We start from the raw sequence: 17,062 nt of genomic DNA on the forward strand, positions 1-17,062 counted from the left end.
CCGGGGCAGCGGCGCCGCGGGAAGGGCGATGCGCCGGTCCCGCAGCGGCTCCGGACGCCGCGCGGGCGTCACCCGCACCGGGGGGCTGGGTGCCGTGCGTGGGGGTGAGCGGCGCCGGGGCCAACCACGCCGTAGCGTCATCGGTGAAGTCGTGATCCACCCCTGCCGCCTGCCACCAGGCAAGCGCCGCCTCCAATTCGCGCACGAGGGTCAGGTCGGGGCGGCTCATCGCAGGGTCATGCTATCCACCGCGGCTCTTGACTGTCCGGGGACGGGTTAGCAAGTGAACGGGCAAGGCATATCGTCAGGCTGTGCTGGCGGCGCGGCAAAACCAACAAGGATCAGGAAAAGCGCATGAGCGAACGTGAATCGATGCCCTGCGACGTGGTGATCGTCGGCGGCGGCCCGGCCGGGCTCTCGGCGGCGATCCGGCTGAAGCAGATCAACGCCGATCTGGAAGTGATCGTGCTCGAGAAGGGTTCCGAGATCGGCGCGCACATCCTGTCGGGCGCGGTGGTCGATCCCAAGGCGCTGGACGAACTGCTGCCCGAGTGGCGAGGGGCAGGCTGCCCGATGGCGGCGACCCCGGTGACCGACAACTGGCACTGGGTGCTCTCGAAGACCGGCAAGACCTCGCTTCCCCACGCGATCATGCCGCCGCTGATGAGCAACCACGGCTGCTACACCGGCTCGCTCGGCAACATGACCCGCTGGCTCGCCGAACAGGCCGAGGGCCTCGGCGTGATGGTGTTCCCGGGCTTCCCCGCTGCCGATGTCATGATCGACGAGAACGGCGCGGTCGCGGGCGTCATCACGCAGGACATGGGCGTCGCCGCCGACGGCAGCCACAAGGGCGACTACCAGCCCGGCATGGAGATCCACGCCAAGTACACCCTGTTCGCCGAAGGCGCGCGCGGCAACCTCACCAAGCGGATGAAGGCCAAGTTCGACCTCGACGCGAACTGCCAGCCGCAGGTCTATGGCCTCGGCATCAAGGAGCTTTGGGACATCGATCCCAAGAAGCACAAGCCCGGCCGCGTGATCCACACGCAGGGCTGGCCGCTCTCGGAAAGCGACAGCTGGGGCGGGGGCTTCCTCTACCATCAGGCGAACGGGCAGGTGGCGCTCGGGTTCGTAACCGCTCTCGATTACAAGAACCCCTGGGTCTCGCCCTATCAGGAATTCCAGCGCTGGAAGAACCACCCGGCGATCCGCGAATATCTCGAAGGCGGCAAGCGCGTGTCCTATGGTGCCCGCGCGATCAACGAGGGCGGCTGGCAGTCGGTCCCCAAGCTCGCCTTCCCGGGCGGCGCGCTGATCGGCTGCGCGGCGGGCTTCGTCAACGTGCCGCGCATCAAGGGCAGCCACACCGCGATGAAGAGCGGGATGCTGGCGGCCGAGAGCATCGCGGCGGCGATCGCGGCGGGGCAGGAAAAGACCGAGCTCATGGACTATGACGCGGCAGTCCGCTCCAGCTGGATCGCGACCGAGCTGAAGCTGGTCCAGAACGCCCAGCCCGCGGTCGCCAAGTATGGCGGCGACATCGGCACCGCGCTTGCCGGCATCGATATGTGGATGCGCACATTGAAGATCGGCCTGCCGATCAGCATGAAGCACCACCGCGACTACGAGATGACTGGCCGCGCCGATCTCTACCCCAAGATCGACTACCCCAAGCCCGATGGCGTCATCACCTTCGACCGCCTCACCAACGTCGCCTACAGCTACACCAACCACGCCGAGGACCAGCCCTGCCACCTCAAGGTCAAGGACTGGGAACTCCAAAAGGCGAGCGAGTTCGCGGTGTTCGGCGGCCCCTCGCAGCGCTACTGCCCGGCGGGGGTCTACGAATGGCTGACCGACGAGAAGACCGGCGAGCCCAAATTCCAGATCAACTCGCAGAACTGCGTCCACTGCAAGACCTGCGACATCAAGGACCCCAACCAGAACATCACCTGGGTGACGCCGGAAGGCGGCGGCGGGCCGAACTATCCGAACATGTGAGGACTGGTTTAGGTGAAATCAGCGGCGGGGACCGATCGAAGGGCGGCGAGAGTGATGTCGCTGCTGTCGGTCCCCGCCATGGTTCTGGTGCTCTTGGTAACCGTCGTGTCTTACACGATCATAGAAAATCGCTTTCGTGCGCATGTGTATGATCACGGCCAAGCGGGAACTGCGATAGTTACCGAGTCCTTCCAAGGGCTGCGGTACTGCTCTTTCAGCTATGAATTCAGCTACAAGGGTCAGGTGTTCGAAGGGGGCGAGGGGGGATGCCCTCTCGTCAATACACATCCTGTCGGCAGCGCGATTGACATTCGGTTTCTTGAAAGCGCCCCGCAACGGTCTTTTCCGGTGGGCGGAGAGCGGTGGCCCAGTTGGGTGGTAGTGCCCGTTCTTCTTGGGATTCCTATCCTGCTGATACTTGGCAACGTATTGTCGGGGCTTTCAAAGGGGGATCGGCGTCCCTTACGTCGATCTCGGAAGCGTGGGTGAGAATAAGCGAATGCGCGAAACCGCCTACGCCAAGATCAACCTCGCGCTGCATGTCCGCCGGCGGCGGGAGGACGGGTATCACGCGCTCGAGACACTGTTCGCCTTCGTCGATGCGGGCGATGTGCTGACGGCGACGCCCGCCGCGCAGGACAGCCTCAATGTGGTGGGCGAGTTCGCCCCGACCCTTTCTTCCCCCCTCCCCGGCGGGGAGGGGTCGGGGGTGGGGACCCCTCCCTTCGACAACCTCGTCGCGCGCGCCCTCAATGTCCTCCCCCGGCCGCAGGGCCTTGGCGTTACGCTGGAGAAGAACCTGCCGGTAGCGGCTGGTCTCGGCGGCGGATCGGCGGATGCGGGGGCGGTGTTCCGCATGGTCGAGGCCTTGCACGGCCTGCCCGATGACTGGCAGGCGCGCGCCGCAAAACTCGGCGCGGATGTGCCCGCCTGCGTGCTCAGCCGCACCCATATCGGCCTCGGCACCGGCACCGAACAGCTTAGCGTCGAGGACGACCTCGCCGGCACACCCGTCCTGCTGGTCAACCCGCGCGTGCCGCTCTCGACAGGGCCGGTGTTCAAGGCGTGGGACGGAAAGGATCGCGGCGCACTCCCCCAAGGCCCCGCCAGCCGGATCGCGCGGGAAGGGCGCAACGACCTCGAAGCGCCGGCCATCGCGCTGTGCCCCCCGATTGCCGAGGTGCTGGCCGCGCTGGCCCGGACCGACCCGTGGCTCGCCCGCATGTCCGGTTCGGGCGCGACCTGCTTTGCGCTCTACGACACCGCTGAGGCCCGCGACGCGGCGCAGACGGCGATGCCTGCGGCGTGGTGGACGATGGCGGGGCGGCTGCGGTGATCTGTCGTGGGTCCCGTTCATGTCGAGCGAAGTCGAGACACCCCGGACAGGCCTCTCGACTGCGCTCGAGGCGAACGGAGGTGGGGGCATGAGTGAAGCCTTCCGCCAACTCGGAACACCATCCCCGGGCGGAATCGTCTGCACCGCCGATCACGCCTCCAACGCCGTGCCTGCCGACATCGACCTTGGCATCCCCGCGCACCTGCTGCACGAACACATTGCCGTCGACATCGGCACCAAAGCCATCGCCGAGCTGCTGGCGGAACGGCACGCCATCCCCGCCCACATCGCCGCGGTCAGCCGTCTGGTCTGCGACCTCAACCGCGAGGAGACCGCCCCCGGCCTCGCCCCGGAGGCGAGCGACGGGCACCCGATCCCCGGCAATGTCGGCGCGGACAGGGAAGCACGCCTTGCCCGCTTCCACCAGCCCTACCACACCGCGCTGGCCGATTGGCTCGCCGCGGCACAGCCTGCGCTGATTCTCTCGCTCCACAGCTTCACGCCCCGGCTCGCCACCAGCGATGCCGCGCGGCCATGGCAGGTGGGGGTGCTCTACAACCAGGACGAGCGCGCCGCGCGCATCGCCATCCCGCTGCTCGCTGCCGAGGGGCTGAACGTGGGCGACAACCTCCCCTATTCGGGCCGCGACCTCAACTACACCATGAACCGCCATGCCGAGGCCGAGGGTCGGGCCTATCTCGGCATCGAGCTCAGGCAGGACCTTGTTCGGGACTTTGTGGACCACGCCCGGTGGGCTGCGCTCTTGGCGAAAATTTCACAAAGGGTTGCGTCGGAATTGTCCTGAAGGCAGGGGGCGTTTCACAAATCGCCGCAATCGGGAAATCTTATGTCGCACACTTTTGACAAGTCGAAGCTCCCCAGCCGCCACGTCTCGGTCGGCCCCGAGCGCGCCCCGCACCGCTCCTACTACTACGCGATGGGCATGACCGAAGAGGACATCGCCAAGCCCTTCGTCGGCGTGGTCAGCGCCGGCAACGACTCGGCGCCCTGCAACACGACGCTGAACGCCCAGGCCGACATCTGCCGCGAGGGCGTGATCGCAGGCGGCGGCACCCCGCGCCGGTTCAACACCATCACCGTCACCGACGGGATCGCGATGGGCCACCAGGGCATGAAATCCTCGCTCATCAGCCGCGAGATCATCGCGGATTCGATCGAGGTTTCGGTCCGAGGCCATTGTTATGACGCACTTGTCGGCTTCGCGGGCTGCGACAAGAGCCTGCCCGGCATGATGATGGCGATGCTGCGACTCAACGTGCCGAGCATCTTCGTCTATGGCGGCTCGATCCTCCCCGGTACCCACCGCGGCAACGACGTGACCGTGGTCGACGTGTTCGAGGCGGTCGGCCAGTTCGCCGCCGGCAATTGCCCTCTGACCGAGCTGATCGCGCTCGAGAAGGTCGCCTGCCCCGGTCACGGCGCCTGCGGCGGTCAGTTCACCGCCAACACCATGGCCTGCGTCGGCGAGGCAATCGGATTGTCCCTGCCGAACAGCAACATGGCGCCCGCGCCTTACAGATCGCGTGATGACATCGCCGTCGCGGCGGGCAAGCAGGTCATGGAGCTTGTTGCGACGAACCTGCGCCCGCGCGACATCTGCACCCGCGAGGCCTTCATGAACGCCGCCCGCGTGGTCGCGGCGACCGGCGGGTCGACCAACGCCGCGCTCCACCTGCCCGCCATGGCGAGCGAGGCGGGGATCGACTTCGATCTCTTTGATGTCGCGGAAGTATTTAAATCAACACCTTACATCGCAGACTTGAAGCCCGGGGGCAAGTATGTCGCCAAGGACATGCACGAGGCGGGCGGGGTCTACATGGCGATGAAGACGCTGTTCGACGGCGGGTTTATCGACCCGAACCCGATCACCGTCACCGGCAAGACCATCGGCGAGAACCTCGAAGAGATCACCTGGGACCCCGACCAGAAGGTCTTTTATGATGTGAAGACCCCCATCACCCCCACGGGCGGTGTCGTGGGCCTCAAGGGCAGCCTCGCGCCTGATGGCGCCATTGTGAAGGTCGCCGGCATGGCGCGCCTGCAGTTCTCCGGCCCCGCGCGGGTGTTCGATTGCGAGGAAGACGCCTTCGCCGCCGTCGAAAGCCGCGACATCGCCGAGGGCTGCGTCATCGTCATCCGCTACGAAGGCCCCAAGGGCGGCCCCGGCATGCGCGAGATGCTCTCGACCACCGCCGCGCTCTACGGGCAGGGCATGGGCGAAAAGGTCGCGCTGATCACCGACGGGCGCTTCTCTGGCGCGACGCGCGGCTTCTGTATCGGCCATGTTGGCCCGGAAGCCGCCGATTGCGGCCCCATCGCGCTGGTCGAGGACGGCGACATCATCAGCATCGACGCCGAGGCCGGGACCATCGACCTCGACGTGCCCGAAGCCGTTCTCGCCGAGCGTCGCAAAGCGTGGCGGCCGCGCACGAACGACTACCAGTCGGGCGCGCTGTGGCGCTATCAACAGGTCGTCGGCAAGGCGCGGCACGGCGCCATCACCCATCCGGGGGCCAAGAGCGAAACCCATGTCTTTGCGGATATCTAGCGCGCTTCTCCTATTGGTCCCCGCGCTTGCCGGTTGCGGCAGCGAAAGCCCCCCGCCGCCCGGCGATCCCATGGCCTGCGCGATCGGCGAGGGCGCCGATTTTGCCGAGGTCTGCACGCTCGAGCGGGTTACCGGGTCGCAGCAGATCGTCATCCACCACCCCGACGGCGGCTTCCGGCGTTTCGTCTTCGATCCCGCCGCCGCCACGCTCGCCCCGGTCGACGGCGCCGAACCGCTCGTGCTCGAGCAGGGGGACGGGGTGATCCAGTTCGCCGTCGGGCCCGATCGCTACCGGATCACCCGCGAGCCAGCGGCGGCGCCCACGCCGTGAGCCGGGGCCAGGTCCTCACCGCCGCCCAGATGCGCGCCGCCGAGCAGGCGCTGTTCGATGCCGGGGTGAGCGTCACCGAGCTGATGGAAACCGCCGCGGGGGGCGCGGCCGAATGGATCCGGCGCGTCGCCGCGGGCCGCCCGGTGACGGTGCTGTGCGGCCCCGGGAACAATGGCGGCGATGGCTATGTGATCGGACGCCTTTTGCGCGAGGCGGGCAACGCCGTGGCGGTGATCGCTCCGCTCGCACCCGCGACGGAGGCGGCCGCCGAGGCACGCCGCCGCTGGAACGGGCCGGTCGCCGGGACGAGGGAGGGCGCGGTCGGCGACGTCTTCGTCGACTGCCTGTTCGGCTCGGGCCTCACCCGCCCCCTGTCAGCTGCCCACGCCGCGCTGCTGCGCGACCTTGCCGCCGCGCACCGCTTCCGCGTCGCCGTCGACCTGCCCTCGGGCGTCGCCACCGATAGCGGCGCGGTGCTGAACGAGGGCCTGCCCGCCTTCGACCTGACGCTCGCGCTCGGCGCGTGGAAGTTCGCGCATTGGAGCCTGCCGGGCCGCGCGCTGATGGGGCAGATGCGGCTCGTCCCCATCGGAATCGCACCGGTCCAAGGCGCAGCGCAACTGGTCGAGCGCCCCCGCATCGCCGCGCCCGCCGCCGACAGCCACAAGTATCACCGCGGGCTCCTCGCCATCCTCGCGGGCGCCATGCCGGGGGCAAGCCTGCTCGCTGCCGCTGCGGCGCAGCGCGCGGGGGCGGGTTACGTGAAGCTCCTCGCTCCCGCAGCCTACCCGCGCACCCCGCCCGACGTGGTGACCGACACCGCGCCTCCCTGCGACGCGCTCGCCGACCCGCGCATCGCGGCGATGCTGGTCGGGCCAGGTCTGGGGCGGGACGAGGCGGCGCGCGAACGCCTCGAGGCTGCACTGCACCACGCGCGCGCGCTCGTGATCGACGCCGATGCGCTGATGCTGCTGCGTCCGGGGATGCTGCCCACGGGCGCGCCGATCCTCGCCACGCCCCACGACGGCGAACTTGCAACGCTCTGCGCAAGCTTCGGCGTCGCTGGGGAGGGCCGGCGCGACCGCGCGCTCGCGCTCGCCCGGGCGAGCGGGATGGTGGTGCTCGCCAAAGGTCCGGACAGCTGCGTTGCCGCCCCCGACGGCCGCCTCGCGCTCGGCCCGCCGGCGCCGAGCTGGCTTTCGGTCGCGGGGACGGGTGACGTGCTCGCCGGCATCGCCGCGAGCCGCATCGCTGCGGGGACCGGTCCCTTCACTGCCGCCTGCGAAGCCTTGTGGCTTCACGGCGAGGCGGCGCGGCGTGCCGGGCCCGCCTTCACGCCTTCGCAGCTTGCCGAAAGGGTGCCCGAGGCGCTAGCGGCGGCCTTGTGAGCCTCTCCGAACCCATTATCCGCCTCGCCGCCAAGGGCGACGGCGTGACCGCCTCCGGGCGCCATGTCGCGGGCGCGGTGCCGGGGGATGCGGTGGACGCCGAGGGCGTGGTCACGCCCGGCCCGCACCGCCAGACGCCTCCCTGTCGCCACTTCGGGGTGTGCGGCGGATGCCAGCTCCAGCACGCCGACGACACGGTGCTCGCCGACTTCGTTCGCGACCGGGTGCTCAACGCCGCCCGGGGGCAGGGGCTGGAGGCCGGCGAGGTGCTCCCCGTCCACCTCTCGCCCCCGCACACCCGCCGCCGTGCCGGCCTGCACGGATTGCGGACGGCGCGCGGCGCGGTGCTCGGCTATCGCGAGGGCGGATCGCACCGCATCGTCGATCTGGCCGAGTGCCCGGTGCTTGCGCCCCCGCTCGCCGCGCTGATCGCCCCCTTGCGCGCCTTCGTCGCGGCGCATGGTCCCAAGGGCATGGTGGGGATCGACCTGACGCTCGCCGATCAGGGGGTGGAGGCGAGCATCGCGCATTTCCCGCTGGAGGGGCTGGGGCCGACCGAGGCCGCGCTGGATTTCGCGCGCGATCAGGGGCTTGCGCGCCTCACTTTCGATCAGGGCTACGGTCCCGAGACGGTCTGGGAGCCCGAGCCCGTCACGGTCACCCTCGGCGGCATCCCGGTCGGCCTGCCGCCGGGCGCCTTCCTCCAGGCCACCCGCGATGCCGAGGCACGCATGGCCGCCGACGCTGCCGACTGGCTCGGCGGGACGCGGGTGGTGGCGGACCTCTTCGCGGGGCTCGGCACCTTCGCCTTCGCCTTGAGGGAAGGGCGCAAGGTGCTTGCCGTCGAGGCCGAGCGGGCGGCGCACCTGGCCTGCAAGGCGGCCGGCGCGCGCGCGGGAGGCCAGGTGCTGGCGCTGCACCGCGACCTGTTCCGCTCGCCTCTCCAGCCCGAGGAATTGAACCGCTTCGACGCGGTGCTGCTCGATCCGCCGCGGGCCGGGGCGCGGGCGCAAGTGGCGGAAATCGCACGGAGCACCCTGTCGCAGGTGGTCTATGTCAGCTGCAACCCCTCGAGCTGGGCGCGCGACGGTGCGGTGCTGGCCGAGGCGGGCTTCCGGCTCGCGAAGCTGCGCCCGGTGGGGCAGTTCCGCTGGTCCACCCATGTCGAACTGGTGAGCCTCTTCGAACGTTAGGCGCGGAGCATCGCGAGGAGCTGTGCCTCGAGCCAGGCGCGGTGCTCGGGATCGACATAGGCGTGGGTGCCGCCTTCGCAGCGGCGGATCCGGGGATCGTCCTTTTTCCAGACTGTCTCAAAGACTTGCGCCGTCCGGTCGGCGGTCGCCAGCAGGATCCGCACCTCGCCCGCGTAGCCCGCCAGCCCCTCGGCCATCTCCTGCGCGAGGCTGGAGGGCGGCGGCGGGGCCTTGAGCGCCTGCACCACGCCGCGCGCGAGCTTGCCGAGGTTCACACCTCCGCTCGCCAGCCGCATGATTTCGCGCGGGTTGGTGAGCTTCTCGGCATAGCGCGCACGGATCGCCGCCGGGGGCGGAGCGGTCTCGCCGCCCGTGCTCTCGTCCGCCTCGATGGTCCACGGGTTGGAAAGCACCAGCGCATCGCAGCCTGCGCCCTTCGCCAACATCAGCGCCGAGGCCGCGTCGCAATTGCCGAAGGCGACCACCCGGGCAAGCTGCGGCACGAGCCCCCGGAAGGCGTCGAGCGCGGCGGCGATGTCTCTGGAAGAATGGCGAAAACCGCGGTTCTCGCCCTCGCTGTCGCCGATCCCGCGGCGGTCGAAGCGGAACACCGGGAAACCCGCGCGGGCGATGCGGGCGGCCATCTCGGCCTGCCCGCCGAAGGCGCCGGCGCGGATCTCGTTGCCGCCGCTGACGATCAGCAGGCCGCTGCCGCCGGGTGCAGTGTCGAGCGTGCCGGCGAGCGTCTTGCTGCCGCAGGCGAAGGTCAGCGCGTGGCGGCTCACGGCGCGTCTCCCGCAAGGCCGCCGAGGATCAGCGCGGCGAGGCGGTCGGCCTGGGCGGCGTCGTGGTCGGGCTCGGCACGCAGCCACAACCCGGCCCCGCCGAGCGCGCTCTGGGGAATTGCGGACTGCGCGGGTCCGGGCACGGGCTCGGCTCTCTCGAGCGCGCGGATCATGGCAGTGCCGAGCGCCCATCCGCCGAGCACCAGCCCACGTTCCCGGCCTTCATCGCCAAGTCCCTCGGAAGTCTCCGCAATTCCGCTCTCGCGCGACGCGATCACCCGCGCCCGCAGCATTCCGCGCAGCAGCTTCGGTCCGCTCTGCGCGGCGTAGTGCCAGCCGGGGAGGGCAGACGGTGCAAGCAGCGCCCCGGCGCGGATTGCCAGCACGTGGGTCGCGCGCAGCGCCTCGGCGGCGGCGGCGGCGGCCTCGCGCCAGCCTTCGAGGGTTTGGTCGACAAGCGGGGCGAGGCTTTCGTTGCAGCCCGGCAGATCGGGCAGCAGGCTGTCGATCCCGGCGCCGTCCAGCCGCCGCATCACCTCCAGCGTGAAGCGCCGCAGCTTGTTCGCCTCGTCGAACCAGGCGGGTAGGACCAGCAGGCGCACCGCGCGGTCGCGGTCGAAACCCACGCACAGTTCCTCTCCCGCCACGCCGCCGCCGGGAGCCGGAATGTTCCACGTGAAACACAAGGTCATGGCGCCCTCGAAAGGGGTCTGGGCGGGGTCTGCGAGGGGTCTAGAGGGGGTCGAGCTTCGACTTTGCGAAGGCGAGCAGCGCCCCGAAGGTCTCGAGCATTGCGCCATCGACATCGTCGTCCTCGATGACGATGCCGAGCCGGTCCTCCATCTCGGTGAGGAGCCCGGCGACGGCCATCGAATCGAGTTCCGGCAGGTGCCCGAACAGCCCCGATCCCGGCCCGAAGGCCTGCACCTGCGCCCGGTCCAGCCCGAGCACGTCGGCGATCAGGTCCTTCAACTCGCTCTCGAGCGCGGCATCGCTCGCGGCGCTGTCCGGTGTCGGCATGATGGTCATCGGCCCTCGAAATATCCCTGTTGTCGCCGTGGCGGCGGGGCTTAGCCATGCGCGCCCGCCGGCGCAAGGCTTGGGCGAGGGGCGATGGCCGGCCCACGGCTCAGCGGCGCAGCAGCCGCTTGGCCAGCGGCGGCCAGCTGCGCGGGCGTGCCGGATCGAGACAGTCGATGCGGTAGCGCGGGCGCACCGCCTCCATCCAGTCGGCCTTGTAGGGCTGGTCGCCGGTGCCGAAATCGACGAGCGCGACCCGGTCGATGTCGATCACGTGGGCGAACAGCGCCGCCGAGAGCGTGGTGCCTGCGGAAAGCTGCCGGTGGCTCTCGAGATGCGCGAGCTTGTGGATATAGGCGGTTGCATTCTCCACGGTCCAGCACTGGGCGGCGACCGCGATGCCGTCCGCGCGGGCGATCCCCAGCCGCAGGCGCCCGGCCTCACCCTCGCTCTCGGCAAAGGCGCGCAGCATCGCGGGCTGATCCTCAGCGGGCTTCCAGCTGGCGGCATAGATCGCCTCGTATTCGGCCCAGGCTTGGCGGTCGAAACGGGTGAGAACCTCGCAGGTCACCTTCTTGCCCTTGCGCTTCAAGGTGGTGCGCAAGGTTCCGGGGCGGCTCTCCCAATATTCGGCGAAATTGCGGCCATTTACGGGCAACACGTGATTGATGTCGCAAGCCTCGACTGCCACCTGCCACCCGGCGGCGCGGAAGGCGCGGGCGAGCCGCTGCGCCGATCCGTCCTCGCCCGGCACGGGTTCGAGCGTCACGCGCCACCCGCGCGTCTTGAGCTGCCGGGCGATCGCCTCGAGCAGCCGGTCGCCGCGGGGCCCGGCAGGGGCGAGCTCGCGCCAGGTGAAGCTGTACCAGTTGCGCAAGGGCGCGATTCGCCCGCTGCTCTCGGTCAGGGCGAGCGCGGCGCTCGCCCCGTCGTCCTCGGCCAGCGCGATCAGCGGCACCAGCCCGGTCTCGGCGAGCAGCGCGAACCACTCCGCCCGGTCGAAGGGCGCGCGGGTCTCGGGCCCGGCAAGGGCTTGCAAGACGTTAACGCTATCGTGATACCGCGCTTCGATCACGTTGGAGTTCCTCATTGGCGATGCCGTCCGCGCCGGATCCTGTTCCCCGCCCGCTCGATCACCTCGCCGAACTGGCGGGGGCGGCGGGGCGCGGGGCGCGTCCGGCGCTGGTGCTTCGCGGCGCGAGCCTTAACCACAATGCGTTAAGGGAGCGTGTCGCGCGGCTCGCCGGGTGGCTGGCGAGCGTGGTGCCCGAACAGGGCGCGCGGGTGGCGACCTGGGCGGCGAAGGGGGAGCTGACCTGCCTGATGCCGCTGGCGGCCGCGCGCGCGGGGCTCGTGCACGTGCCGGTCAACCCGCTGCTGAAGCGCGCGCAGGTCGCGCACATCCTCGCCGACAGCGGCGCGCGGCTGCTGGCGGGAACGCCCTCGCGTCTCGCGACGCTCGGCGCCGGAGATGTGCCGGAACGCTGCGCCGTGATGGAGGAGGACGCGGCGCTGGCGGCGGCCGCGGCGGCGGGGCAGGCGCTCGGGCCGTCCGGGGCCGATCCGCAGGCGCTCGCGGCGATCCTCTACACCTCGGGCTCGACGGGCAGGCCCAAGGGGGTGATGCTCAGCCATGCGAATATGTGGCTCGGCGCGGTGAGCGTCGCGCATTATCTGGGGCTTGCCGAAGACGACGTGACGCTGGCGGTGCTGCCCTTGTCGTTCGATTACGGGCAGAACCAGTTGCTCTCCACCTGGTATGCGGGCGGGAGCGTGGTGCCGCTCGATTTCCTCTTCCCCAAGGACGTCGCCAAGGCCTGCGCCGCCCACGGCGTGACGACGCTCGCCGCGGTGCCGCCGCTGTGGGTGCAGCTCACCGAGGCGGGCTGGCCCGAGGAGGCGAGGGCGCCGCTCAGGCGCCTGACCAACAGCGGGGGTGCGCTGACGGTGGAACTGGTGCGGTCCCTGCGGGGGCTGTTCCCTGAGGCCCGGCTGTTCCCGATGTATGGCCTGACCGAGGCGTTCCGGTCGACTTTCCTCGATCCCGCGCTGGTGGATTTGCATCCCACATCAATGGGTAAGGCGATACCCTTCGCAGAGATTCTCGTGATCGGCGACAATGGCGAAGTTTCCCCGGACGGCGCCGAGGGCGAGCTGGTCCATTGCGGGCCGCTGGTCGCGCAAGGCTACTGGCACGACCCGGAGCGCACCGCCGAGCGGTTCCGGCCCGCGCCTGCCGCCTCGCGCTATGGCGGCATCGCCGTGTGGTCGGGCGACCGGGTGCGGCGGGAGGCGGACGGGCTCCTCTACTTCGCCGGGCGGCGCGATGCGATGATCAAGAGCGCGGGCAACCGCATCTCCCCACAGGAGATCGAGGAGGCGGCGCTCGCCTCCGGCTTCGCTCTCGAGGCGGCGGCGCTGGGCGTGCCCCATGCGCGTCTGGGGCAGGCGGTGCATCTGGTGGTGCGCGGGGACGAGGGCCACGCGGAGGCGCTGGCGAAGCGTTTGAAGGCCGACCTTCCCAACTTCATGCAGCCCCAGCACATCCACTGGCGCGCGGCCATGCCATTGAACCCCAACGGCAAGATCGACCGCACCGCCTTGCAGGCGGAACTGACGAAGGAATACGGCGCATGAAGCCTGTCGGCCCGATCCCCCCCGGCTTTGCGGTGCTGGACGGCGAGCTTGCCATCGGCGGGCGCAAGGCAAGCGAACTCGTGGCCGAGGCGGGGACGACACCGCTGTTCGTCTATTCCCGCGCGATGCTGGACAGCCGGGTGGCGGAGCTGCGCGCGGCGCTGCCGGCGCGCATCGGCGTCAACTATGCGGTCAAGGCCAACCCCCACCCGGCGGTGATCGCCTACATGGCGGGCCTCGTCGACGGTTTCGACATCGCCTCGGCCGGCGAACTCGCCCTGTGCCGGGAGGCGGGGATCGACCCCGCGCGCATCTCCTTCGCCGGGCCGGGCAAGAGCGATGCCGAGCTCGAGGCGGCGATTGCCGCGGGCGTCACGCTCAACTGCGAGAGCGAGGGCGAGGGGGCGCGGGCTCTCGCCATCGGTGCGCGGATCGGCAGGGCGCCGCGCATCGCGGTCAGGGTCAACCCCTCCTTCGTGATGACCGGGTCGGGGATGAAGATGGGCGGGGGTGCCAAACAGTTCGGCGTCGATGCCGAGCGGGTGCCGGCGCTTGCCCGCGAGCTCATCGCCGGGGGCGCCGAGTGGCGGGGCCTCCACATCTTCACCGGCAGCCAGACTCTGAGCGCGGACGCGATCATCGAAGCGCAGGCCAACGTGCTGAAACTCGCGGCGGAACTGGCGGACGCCATCGGTGCCCCGCTCCCGAAGCTCAACATGGGCGGCGGGCTCGGCATTCCGTATTTCCCGGGCGACACGCCGGTGGACCTCGCCAGGATCGGCGCGGCGCTCACCGAGCGGACCCGCGACCTGCCGCCGGTGCTCAGCCAGACCGAGCTGTGCATGGAGCTCGGCCGCTACCTCGTCGGCGAGGCGGGAGTCTATCTCGCCCGTGTGATCGACCGTAAGGAAAGCCACGGGGTGACCTTCCTCGTCACCGACGGCGGGCTGCACCACCAGCTGGCCGCCTCGGGGAATTTCGGCACGGTGGTCAGGCGCAACTATCCCAGCGCGATTGCAACGCGTTATGGCGCGGAGCCGACAGAAGAAGTGAACATCGTCGGCTGCCTGTGCACCCCGCTCGACCGGCTCGCCGACAATGCCTTCATGCCGCGCGCTGATGTCGGCGATCTCGTCGCGGTGTTCTGCGCCGGGGCCTATGGCGCGACCGCCTCCCCAAGCGCCTTCCTCGGCCACGGCCCGGCCGCCGAAATGCTGGTCTAGCCCAGCGCGTTAACCGCCTCGCTTAAGGCTTGTCCCCGCGCTGTCCCGTTGCGGGATGGCCCCGGATTTGGCGGCCATCACTAACGCAATGTTCACCATTTCCGGCCACAAGAGAGCCAATTTACGGGCGCTCTTCGTGCCGCAGGTCGCGCCTGCGGCTTAGCGGGGCACCCGACCTGGCCAAGGACCGAAGCATGATGTTCGAGCACCCCACCTCCCTGCGCCGCGCCGCGATCGGCGGCCTTGCGGTTCTTGCCGCGGCCTGTTCGGGCACCGGCGCGCAGCTCCCGCCCGCCACCTATGGCGACGGCAGCGTGGTGCCGAGCGAGGAATACACCATCGGGCCGCTGGACGAGATCACCATCCACGTCTGGCGCAATCCCGAACTGAGCGCCGACAAGGTCCGCGTGCGTCCCGACGGGCGGCTGACCATCCCGCTGGTGCAGGACATCCCGGCGGTCGGCAAGACCGCGACCCAGTTGCAGGACTACATCGCGGGCGAGCTGTCGAAATATATCGAGCAGCCGATCGTCTCGGTGATCGTCAACACGCCCGAGGGCAACTTCACCCAACAAGTGCGGATCATCGGTGCGACGCCGCAGCCCGCCTCGCTGCCCTACCGCGCCAACATGACGGCGCTCGACGCGATGATCGCGGTGGGCGGCCTCGGCGAGTTCGCTGCCGGCAACCGCGCCAAGCTGATCCGGCTCGAGCGCGAGACGGGCACGCAGGCCGAATACCGCCTGCGCCTGTCGGACCTGATCCGCAAGGGCGATGCCAGCGCCAACGTGATGCTCAAGCCCGGCGACACCATCATCATCCCCGAGAGCCGGTTCTGAGGCCGCGGGGGGACAGCGCATGAACGAATTCTTCGACGAGCTGCGCGCCGGCCTGTGGTCGGTCTGGCACCGCCGCTGGACCGCGCTGGCCGTGGCCTGGGGGGTGTGCCTCCTCGGCTGGGTGGCGGTGAGCCTCATCCCCAACACCTACGAGAGCAAGGCGCGCGTCTATGTCGACGTCGAGGACGTGCTCTCCAAGCAGCTCGGCATTGCCGGTGACGGCAGGCAGGAGATCATGCGCGTGCGCCAGACCCTGTCGAGCGCCAAGAACCTCGAGAAGGTCGTCACCGCGACGCGGCTCGGCGAAGGCATCACCGAGCGCGGCGCGCTCGATGCCGCGATCGGCGAGCTCGACAAGAAGGTGAAGGTGACCAGCGAGCAGGACAACCTGTTCGAGATCACCGCCGCAATCGGCCACCGCGACCTGTCCGACGCCGAGAACGCGGTGCTGGCGCGCGACGTGGTGCAGAAGCTGCTCGACATCCTGCGCGAGGAATACGTGATCGGCAGCCGCACCGGCATCAACACCGCGATCGGCGATCTCGACCGTCAGCTCGCCGAGCGTAAGGCCGAGCTCGAGCAGGCCGAACAGCGTCGGCTCGCCTTCGAGGCGCAGTATCCCGATCTCGCCGGTGGCTCGGACAGCCTGTCGAGCAAGGTCCAGCAGGCCCGTGCCGAGCTGCGCGACGTGGAGGCCAATCTGGCCGCGGCGCAGAGCGCGCTCGCCTCGATCTCCGGGCAGATCTCCAGCACCCCGCGCACCGTGGTGGGCGGCCGCGAGGCGACCGGACCCCGGGCGGCGCTGCTTCAGGCCCAGACCCAGCTCGCCGAACTGCGGGGGCGGGGCCTCACCGACAATCACCCCGACGTGATCGCCACCGCCAAGCAGGTCGCGATCCTCACCCGCCAGACCGCCGCTGCCGGCGAGGATGCGGGCGGCACGCCGAACCCGGCCTATGCCTCGCTGGTCGCGATCAAGAGCGAGCGGCAGGCCTCGGTCGAGGCATTGCAGGCCCGCCGCGCGGCGCTCCAGAGCAATTTTGCAGCGCTCATGGCGAGCCAGGCGAGCGAGCCCGCAGCTGCCGCCGAGGCCAACCGCATCAGCCGCGATTACGACGTGCTGCGCAAGAATTACGAGAAGCTGCTCGAGGACCGCGAGGCGCTGCGCACCCGCGGCAAGGTCGAGGACAAGGCCAGCCAGTTCCGCTTCGACGTGATCCAGCAGCCAAGTGTGCCGCAGGCGCCGGCCAAGCCCAACCGTCCGCTGCTGCTGCTCGGCGTGCTGGTCGCCGGGATCGGCGCCGGGATCGCGGCGGCCTATGCGCTGGGACAGCTCAAGTCGAGCTTCGCCACGCCGCAGAAGCTCGAGCGGACCTTCGATCTGCCGGTGATCGGCGCGATCTCGCTGACCGTCTCGGCGGCCGCGCAGGCGGTCGAGCGGCAGCGGCTGAAGCAATTCGGCGCGGCCTGCGGGGCGCTGGTGGGGATGTTCGTCATCCTGCTCGCGATCGAGATCGTCTCGGTCGGGATGATGGCGTGAGGACGCGGGGGGACGAACATGACCGAACAGCGCAAGATTGATCCGCAAGCGGCCCGGCCCGCCTCGCTCTTCGAGCGGGCCGATGCCGTCTACGGCCTCGACCCGCGCAGCGGCGCGCCGAAACTGCCGGGGGTGCCGCAGGTGCCCCCCGCTCTGCGTCGCGCCCAGCCGCAGCCGGCCCCGCGACCGGCTGCGCC

At 69.9% G+C, this 17,062-nt stretch carries 15 protein-coding genes and 1 pseudogene; 11 read left to right on the forward strand and 5 right to left on the reverse strand.

The annotated features are described in order from the left end of the window. Positions 1-229: pseudogene (locus OPU67_RS15830) on the reverse strand (hypothetical protein); the annotation flags it as partial. Between the two features lie 125 nt (positions 230-354). Between OPU67_RS15830 and OPU67_RS15835 the strand changes: the two are divergent. The 7 genes from OPU67_RS15835 to OPU67_RS15865 all read left to right on the forward strand — a co-directional run bounded on the left by OPU67_RS15835 (position 355) and on the right by OPU67_RS15865 (position 8,821). Then, the gene (locus tag OPU67_RS15835; RefSeq protein WP_267621355.1) at positions 355-2,004 is read left to right on the forward strand and encodes an electron transfer flavoprotein-ubiquinone oxidoreductase; all 1,650 of its coding nucleotides are present in this window, start codon (positions 355-357) and stop codon (positions 2,002-2,004) included. A gap of 499 nt (positions 2,005-2,503) precedes the next feature. Beyond that, positions 2,504-3,340 carry a 4-(cytidine 5'-diphospho)-2-C-methyl-D-erythritol kinase gene (locus tag OPU67_RS15840; protein WP_267621357.1) on the forward strand — a complete coding sequence of 279 codons (837 nt, stop codon included), beginning with the start codon at positions 2,504-2,506 and terminating at the stop codon, positions 3,338-3,340. An 88-nt stretch (positions 3,341-3,428) separates the two neighbouring features. Further along, the gene (locus OPU67_RS15845) at positions 3,429-4,145 is read left to right on the forward strand and encodes an N-formylglutamate amidohydrolase (RefSeq protein WP_267621359.1); all 717 of its coding nucleotides are present in this window, start codon (positions 3,429-3,431) and stop codon (positions 4,143-4,145) included. Positions 4,146-4,187: 42 nt separating this feature from the next. Continuing rightward, positions 4,188-5,909 (forward strand): dihydroxy-acid dehydratase, encoded by a 1,722-nt coding sequence (ilvD, locus tag OPU67_RS15850; RefSeq protein ID WP_267621361.1) that lies wholly within the window; start codon positions 4,188-4,190, stop codon positions 5,907-5,909. Positions 5,910-5,979: 70 nt separating this feature from the next. Continuing rightward, a complete protein-coding gene (locus OPU67_RS15855; RefSeq protein ID WP_267621363.1) occupies positions 5,980-6,240 on the forward strand; it encodes a hypothetical protein in 261 nt (86 codons plus the stop codon). After that, complete coding sequence (locus OPU67_RS15860; protein WP_267621365.1) at positions 6,237-7,628, forward strand: NAD(P)H-hydrate epimerase; 1,392 nt, start codon at positions 6,237-6,239, stop codon at positions 7,626-7,628. The genes OPU67_RS15855 and OPU67_RS15860 overlap by 4 nt, the downstream gene beginning before the upstream one ends. Further along, on the forward strand, positions 7,625-8,821 hold the full coding sequence (locus OPU67_RS15865; protein ID WP_267621367.1) for a class I SAM-dependent RNA methyltransferase: 1,197 nt from the start codon (positions 7,625-7,627) through the stop codon (positions 8,819-8,821). The genes OPU67_RS15860 and OPU67_RS15865 overlap by 4 nt, the downstream gene beginning before the upstream one ends. Here OPU67_RS15865 and OPU67_RS15870 read toward each other — a convergent pair. The 4 genes from OPU67_RS15870 to OPU67_RS15885 all read right to left on the reverse strand — a co-directional run bounded on the left by OPU67_RS15870 (position 8,818) and on the right by OPU67_RS15885 (position 11,701). Further along, on the reverse strand, positions 8,818-9,606 hold the full coding sequence (locus OPU67_RS15870) for a hydrolase 1, exosortase A system-associated (RefSeq protein ID WP_267621369.1): 789 nt from the start codon (positions 9,604-9,606) through the stop codon (positions 8,818-8,820). The two genes, OPU67_RS15865 and OPU67_RS15870, sit on opposite strands and share 4 nt — an antisense overlap. Next, positions 9,603-10,298, reverse strand: coding sequence for a hypothetical protein (locus OPU67_RS15875; RefSeq protein ID WP_267621371.1), 696 nt, complete (start codon positions 10,296-10,298; stop codon positions 9,603-9,605). The genes OPU67_RS15870 and OPU67_RS15875 overlap by 4 nt, the downstream gene beginning before the upstream one ends. 40 nt (positions 10,299-10,338) lie before the next feature. Next, complete coding sequence (locus OPU67_RS15880) at positions 10,339-10,635, reverse strand: acyl carrier protein (protein WP_267621372.1); 297 nt, start codon at positions 10,633-10,635, stop codon at positions 10,339-10,341. Positions 10,636-10,735: 100 nt separating this feature from the next. Further along, positions 10,736-11,701 (reverse strand): GNAT family N-acetyltransferase, encoded by a 966-nt coding sequence (locus OPU67_RS15885; RefSeq protein ID WP_267621374.1) that lies wholly within the window; start codon positions 11,699-11,701, stop codon positions 10,736-10,738. A 20-nt stretch (positions 11,702-11,721) separates the two neighbouring features. Between OPU67_RS15885 and OPU67_RS15890 the strand changes: the two genes are divergently transcribed. From OPU67_RS15890 to OPU67_RS15905, 4 genes are all read left to right on the forward strand, one after another. After that, positions 11,722-13,263 carry an acyl-CoA ligase (AMP-forming), exosortase A system-associated gene (locus tag OPU67_RS15890; RefSeq protein WP_267621376.1) on the forward strand — a complete coding sequence of 514 codons (1,542 nt, stop codon included), beginning with the start codon at positions 11,722-11,724 and terminating at the stop codon, positions 13,261-13,263. Further along, the gene (locus OPU67_RS15895; RefSeq protein ID WP_267621378.1) at positions 13,260-14,486 is read left to right on the forward strand and encodes a pyridoxal-dependent decarboxylase, exosortase A system-associated; all 1,227 of its coding nucleotides are present in this window, start codon (positions 13,260-13,262) and stop codon (positions 14,484-14,486) included. The genes OPU67_RS15890 and OPU67_RS15895 overlap by 4 nt, the downstream gene beginning before the upstream one ends. A gap of 194 nt (positions 14,487-14,680) precedes the next feature. Then, the gene (locus OPU67_RS15900; protein WP_267621380.1) at positions 14,681-15,325 is read left to right on the forward strand and encodes an XrtA/PEP-CTERM system exopolysaccharide export protein; all 645 of its coding nucleotides are present in this window, start codon (positions 14,681-14,683) and stop codon (positions 15,323-15,325) included. A gap of 19 nt (positions 15,326-15,344) precedes the next feature. Continuing rightward, positions 15,345-16,865, forward strand: coding sequence for an XrtA system polysaccharide chain length determinant (locus OPU67_RS15905; protein ID WP_267621382.1), 1,521 nt, complete (start codon positions 15,345-15,347; stop codon positions 16,863-16,865). The last annotated feature ends 197 nt before the right edge of the window (positions 16,866-17,062 follow it).

This window comes from Erythrobacter sp. WG, from assembly GCF_026586795.1.
In the GTDB taxonomy this organism is placed as follows: domain Bacteria; phylum Pseudomonadota; class Alphaproteobacteria; order Sphingomonadales; family Sphingomonadaceae; genus Erythrobacter.